A 6459-nucleotide genomic window follows, 5' to 3' on the forward strand; every position below is an offset into this window, starting at 1 on the left:
ATCTTCCCAAAAATAATCATAATTTAAAATTGTTCCTAGCAAAAATAAAACTAGGGCCAAAAACAAAAAGGAATCAGACCTTGACCTTATTTCTCCCCTAAAAATTTCATCAGGATTTTTCTTATAAAAATCTCTTACAATAGTATAAATAGAAAGACTATTTAATAAGATACTTATGACCAAGGTAAATATAATAGCCTTAAAGGATATGCTAAAATTATGGAAAGTCAAACCCATTCTTAGGACCTTTGCTGTCAAAAGATTTATAAATTCATTAATAAAGACAGACAAGGATATCCCTAAAAAATTTGCCTTTAAAAGGTCTTTTAGGGAATCTTTAAAGAGCATTCTAAATAATTTCTTTTTGCTAAGGCCCTCTGCCATCAGAAGTCCTAAGTCATTTTTCCTCTCGCAAATCTTATAAAAACTTGCATAATAAATCAAAATAAAAATATAAATAAGGGAAACTAAGTAGATTAACCTGACTGTATCAAGGAGGTAGTACCTATTTTCCTCGTAAATATAAGAATAAACCTCAGACTTATCTATTGACAAGATTATGTAAGAGGTTATCGAAGTTATTATAAAAATCAAGATATATAGGCTTTTGCTGGACTCATTTCTTTTCATCGCAAAAACTTCCTATCTGCATTTTCAATCCTGGCTAGGAATTCCTCCCTAGATTCGCCTTCTTTGCGCCTTAGCTCATTGTAAATCTTGCCATCATTTAGAAATAAAACCCTATCTGTAAAAGAAATCGCCCTTAGGTCATGACTTGCCATGATAAGGGATTTTTTATGGACCTTGTTAAAAGTTTTTAAGAGCCTTAGGACCTTATGGCTTAAGAAACTATCTAGGGAACTTGTTGGCTCATCTGCAAGGATAATTTTTGAATCTTTTATAAGAGCCCTGGCTATGGCAATCCTTTGTTTTTCCCCACCTGACAGACTTTCCGGATAAGAATTAAGTATGCCATCAATTTCTAAAATTTTTGCGATTTCTAAAACCCTTGCCTTATCAATTGCTTTATTGGAAATATTTAAAGGCAAAATTATATTTTCATAGGCAGTTAAAATATCTATTAGTTTAAAATCTTGGTAGATGTAGGCGATGGAATTTTTTCTATAAGTAGAAATTTCCCTTCTTTTAAATAAGGAGATATCCTTATCATAATAGGAAATAGAGCCCTTGTTAAAGGACCCTATGCTTGCAAGGCAATTTAAGATTGTTGTCTTTCCTGAACCGGACTTGCCCATTAGCCCTAAAAACTCGCCTTCAAGTAGGTCAAAGTTTAGGTTTGATAAGACCCTCTTATCTTCCTTGCCATAATATTTTTCTAGATTTTCTACTTTTAAAATTCTCTCAAATTTCATTGCTTACCTTTTTTTATTTGACCTAAATCATCAACCCTTGTATAGGTGTCTTTTAGGTCTAGGAGTTTTTCGTATATTTCATTAACATCTGCGGATTTTGAAACAATAACTTCTTTCCACCTACCTTGGCTGTTGTCTGTGAAAGATTCAATTAAGTTAATATCCTCATCATAGATATCATATGATCCCTTATTCAAATCATCAAGGTAAGTCATTTTATAGGTATCACCAATTTTTTCGACTTTTTTCTCATAGCCACTTAGGAATTTTTCGTAAATCATTTCTTCATTACTAGAAATTATCAAATCTTCCTTAGGATTTTTGCTATAATCATAAGTATCAGTGTAATAAGTTTTTTCTTTTGTATTTATCCAAAACCTTTCACTTCCCTTCCTAAAAAAGACTATTCCGCTAAGCTTGCCATCAATCTCAATATTTTTTTCTGAATCTCTCGCTTGTATATATTTAAATGACTCGCCTGTATCAAGGTTTGTAGTTTCACTAACAATCACACTCGGATCTTCATCCTCGTGATTTAGATATTTTTCTACAAACTCTTTTTCTATTCCCTTAGCCTTGCTTAAATATTCTTGAACTTTGACCTTCCTATCCCTAAGTTCGTTTTCATAATCTCTTTGACCAAAAGATCCAGCTGCGCTTAAATATACTCCACCAAAAACTATTAGACCTATAAGTAGCATTTCCTTTATGTGTTTCATAAAATCCTCCTTATTTTTTGTTAGATAAATAATATCACAAAAAATAAGAAAGTTTAATTACAAATTTTGTAAGTATTCTCTAGCCCCTTCCAAATCCAAAATATTTTCCATAATATAGGTAATTTTCAATTCTTCTGGCACAAGGACCATAAACTTATTTAGGGAAATAAAGCCTTCTGTAAGTCTCGGTTCATCCATGAGAAATTCTTTTATTTCAAAATCTCCTACAGGATTTACTTTTAAGTTCTCAAAGGTTTTTTTAATATTAGGGCCAAGAATAGTTGAGGACTTATCTTCTACATAATAATCAAGGGACTTTGTTTTGATATTTAACATTAGGGCTAGGGTCTTATTAACTTTCGTTGACCTAAAGGTCCTAAGTCCAATTTTTCCATCAAAGTCTACAAAGTGGTAGGATTCATCTTTTAATTCCTTGCCTAGGTCATAAATTGTTTCTTTAATCATCTCGTCAAGGTTGAAATCTTTTGAATCCAATAAAATTTCTTCCATCTTTGCCCTTACTTCCCCACTAATTTCAAAACCACCCGATCCTGCAAAACTCCTTGCGTTGGCCTTATCAGAAAGGCTTACTTTTATTTTTCGACTCTTGTGGTTAATGGCTTCTATTTTCCAAACTTGACCTGAAAGGTAAATCCTATCAGCAATCCTTAAATTTTCCCCAAGTTCAACTTCTCCCAAGACTTGCTTGTCAGTTTGAACCCTATAAGTTTTTTTGCTAACAAATTGGTTGTAAAAAGAGCCCATAGTCATTAGTTTTTCAGCTTCCTTGCCGACTATATATTCCCCATCGATTTCCTCTATAAAATCTTTTTTTATTAAAAAATCACTTAGGACTTTAAATTCTTCATCAGAAATATCAGAAAAAGATTTTAAATCTTGGTTTAACTTATAATATTCTTCTATAAGAAGTCCATTTTTTTCAAGGAGGGTCGATAGAACCTGGTGGGCAAAAATATCATAAGATTTTCTCGGAATGTCAATTTTATCGAGTTTTCCCTCTTCAAAAAGCATCAATGATGCCAAGGCCTGAATTAAATCCCACTTATCAGTAGCGATTTGATGGATGACTGATTTTCGAATTCTCCTTCCAGACCTTCCGAGCCTTTGAGAAAGGGAAAGGACTGAGGCTGCTGACCCTACTTGGATAACTTGATCAACTGCCCCTATGTCAATGCCAAGTTCTAGGGTAGATGTGGCTACTATTATAAAATCTTGCCTGCTGGTTTTTGCAAAAGATTCTATTTCAGTTCGTTTTAGTTTAGAAATTGAAGAGTGGTGGGAAAAAACCCTAATGTCATATTCTGCCACAAGTTTTTTTAGTAAGTAGGCTAATTTTTCTACCTTAGCCCTGGAATTTGGAAAGACTAGGGTCGATTTTCCTAAAGAATATTCTAAAATCTTTAGGGCAATTTCTTCATTTACATCTTCGCTTTCTATGTAATCAAGGCTTGTCACCAGATCATTTTTTGACCTATCTAGGAGGATATTAGTTTCCCTCCCATTTAGGAAAAAACTTTTTGCCAGGTTATAATTTTTATCCCCAATAGTTGCAGAAAGTCCCAGCATTCTGGAAGTTTTTTCTGTATAAGCCTCTAGTCTTACAAGGAGGGATTTTAACTGAAGTCCCCTATTGGAAGACAAAAAGCCATGGATTTCATCAACTATAATAAAGTCCAAATCCTTAAAAAGAACTTCAGCCCTCCTCTTATCGCTTACAACCATAGCTTCGAGGGATTCTGGTGTGATTAGTAAAATACCTGCTGGATTTTCCACTAATTTTTCTTTTTGACTGACTGATGCCTCTGAATGCCAGCTGGTGACAGGGATATCAAGGTCTTCGCACATATCAGTAATCCTTTTAAATTGGTCGTTTATAAGGGCAATGAGGGGTGAAATGTATAAAATTTTTAGCTTGGTTTTTAAATCAATAGCCTGGGATATGGCTGGCAAAAAGGCTGCCTCGGTCTTTCCAGAAGCTGTTGGTGCTGCAAGAATTAAATTATTTTCTGTAGTGAAAAATTGTTTGATTGCAGCGTCCTGAATTTTTGTAAGAGAAGGCCATCCCTTTTCATAGATGTACTTTCTCATATCCCTCGCTAATAAATCATAAGAACTTGTCATAGGATTTCTATTTCATCATCCAAATTGTCGGGGTCTTTGGAAACTGGAAGGATGTTGCCAAATTTATCAGCAAGGAGGTCTGGGATCCCAATTTGAGGATTTTGCCTTTTTATATCAAGAATTTCTATAAAGTCTTTGATAACTGCCCTTGGAGTCAAAAATTCATCTGCACCCGGTCTATTTAGCTGACCTTCCATGTAGGAGACAATCTCAGAACTAGAAAAATTTATTTGTGTTTTATAATGGGTGTTGTAAATATTTACCAAATTTTCTAGCAAGGTATAGATTTCTTCGGCACTTAAAACCTTAAGGCCAAGGACAGTTTTGTTGGTATTTACAAAATCACTATCCATAGAAGACTCACTTCCCAGCCTGCCTTTTAGGGCTCCATAAGAAGCAAGGCCCCTCGATTCATCAAAAACAGTCTTTCTTGTTGCCCCAAAATTGATAAAAAGTCCCTTGGCAAGGTTGGACTTGCATTCGTTATAAATATTTAAAATCTTTTCGTAATTTCTTTCCCTAGTTGTGGCGTGAGGAAGTTTATATAGATTTACCGCCTCATCAAAATTTATGACAAAACCTGCATAGCCAATCTCTTGGAAAAGCTCAGCCAAGTTTTTTATAGCCTCAAAATAATTATCGTCATTTATTATTTCATTTATACCCAAGTCTTTTTTTGCCTCAGTTTTGGTGGTGATATCTCCCCTAATCCACCTAATCGCCTTGAGTTTTAAAATCCTATTATTACTAATAAAGCCTTGGTAGTATTTAGAAATAGCTTGGCCTAGCTCATAGGAAAGGCCAACCGCCTTAAACTTTCCTAGGGTTTCTAAAATCACACCCATGACTTCATCCCTATGGCTACCTGCCATTAGGTCTTTTAATTCATAAGCCTTGTCTCGATTTAGGCTTGCAAAAATATTTGAAATCCATTCCTCTATTATTATTTCGATCACATTGCCAGACCTAGCATTTTTTGTCTTTAGGTTTTCAATAATGGTAGAGTAAAGGTTCACCGCCTTTCTATCACTTGCGTAAAATCTCCTAGACGGATTTAGGTCAATGGTTGAGGCGACAAAATTTTTTGAAAGGGCGAGGTTTTCTATGGTTTTTAACATAAAAGACTTGCCAGAACCAAAGTCTCCTACCCAAAACCTGAGATCGGAATCTCCATTTTCAACATTTCCTAAAATCTTTATCAGCTCGCAAACCTCAGCCTTCCTACCGACCAAGAGGTGGCCGAGCCCCATATCAGGCACAACACCAGCTTCCAAACTTTTTATAATTGTGCTTGCTTCTTTAGGATTAATCCTATCCATCAATTAACTCCTTTATCATATCCACATAAAATTCATCAATTAAAACCCTATCCCCTTCAATTACCAGGGTTTGGTCATTTGTGAACTCATATAATTCATCATTCATATTATTAATAAAAACATTCAGGAATAGGCCTTCTTCTAGGGCAAGATCTGTCGCCTCGTCCTTTGAAATAAAACCTTCATCTAAAATTTTTCCCAAAAAGTTCCTAGTCATTTGAGAGATTTTTTCTTCTCCGTCAAAGCTTTCCGGTTTAGAGCCTAAAGTTTTATCATCTTCAATGAGATTTTCTGAGTCATCACTTAAATTTTTTTCCTCATCTTTTTCTAAACCATAATCTTCCTCGCCAACAAAATCGTTTATGGTTGCTACTGTCTTCGACAAATCCTTCCTAGATTTTTTTACAAGTTTTTTATTTAACTTAATCCTCTTGGCCTTGACCTTTTTTAGGTCAAAAATATCTGAAAGTAAGTCTATATCAAAATCCCTATCCTTGATCAAAGATAAAAATTCTTCAAAATTTTCTTCTCTAATAATTTCAAACAAGGCTTTTTTATCCTTGGCCTTTGCTAACTTGTTTTTAAAAAGATAAACTAGGCCCAAAACCCTAATAGGAGTAAAATCATTTTTTAAAAGATTTCCTAAAATTTCTCCGTAATTATCCCTAGTTTCAAATGACTTAAGGACTTCCACCTGCCTATCTAAGCTTAAGCTTCCTATAAAGGCCGCAATGTCAGCTGACTTTTTTGGGTTTTCCTTAAGGTAGGCTAGGTAAATTTCTTCTATCTTCGAATCTTTCAAATTATCAAGGTAAACCAACTGGTATTCCATAAAAATTTGTAAATTTACTACCATTGGTTTTGCCAAAGGTTATGAATAGGATTTTTGTGTTTGGTTTGAGGTTG

General features: G+C 34.3%; 6 protein-coding genes. All 6 read right to left on the reverse strand.

From position 1 onward, the window contains the following. A partial coding sequence (locus tag RQ907_RS06810; RefSeq protein WP_311492626.1) for an ABC transporter permease occupies nucleotides 1-630 on the reverse strand: 630 nt, incomplete at its 3' end. Continuing rightward, on the reverse strand, nucleotides 627-1373 hold the full coding sequence (locus tag RQ907_RS06815; RefSeq protein WP_311492627.1) for an ABC transporter ATP-binding protein: 747 nt from the start codon (nucleotides 1371-1373) through the stop codon (nucleotides 627-629). The genes RQ907_RS06815 and RQ907_RS06810, both read right to left, overlap by 4 nt. Beyond that, nucleotides 1370-2092, reverse strand: a complete 723-nt coding sequence (locus RQ907_RS06820; RefSeq protein ID WP_311492628.1) for a hypothetical protein — start codon at nucleotides 2090-2092, stop codon at nucleotides 1370-1372. The genes RQ907_RS06815 and RQ907_RS06820 overlap by 4 nt, the downstream gene beginning before the upstream one ends. Nucleotides 2093-2149: 57 nt before the next feature. Beyond that, entirely contained in the window at nucleotides 2150-4234 is a 2085-nt protein-coding gene (locus RQ907_RS06825) for a DEAD/DEAH box helicase (RefSeq protein WP_311492629.1), read from the reverse strand. After that, a complete protein-coding gene (locus tag RQ907_RS06830) occupies nucleotides 4231-5553 on the reverse strand; it encodes a BREX system ATP-binding domain-containing protein (RefSeq protein WP_311492630.1) in 1323 nt (440 codons plus the stop codon). Before RQ907_RS06830 ends, RQ907_RS06825 begins: the two co-directional genes overlap by 4 nt. Further along, the gene (locus RQ907_RS06835) at nucleotides 5546-6409 is read right to left on the reverse strand and encodes a tellurite resistance TerB C-terminal domain-containing protein (RefSeq protein ID WP_311492631.1); all 864 of its coding nucleotides are present in this window, start codon (nucleotides 6407-6409) and stop codon (nucleotides 5546-5548) included. Before RQ907_RS06835 ends, RQ907_RS06830 begins: the two co-directional genes overlap by 8 nt. Nucleotides 6410-6459 lie beyond the last annotated feature (50 nt).

Origin of the sequence: uncultured Anaerococcus sp. (assembly GCF_963510575.1) — a bacterium.
GTDB lineage: Bacteria > Bacillota > Clostridia > Tissierellales > Peptoniphilaceae > Anaerococcus.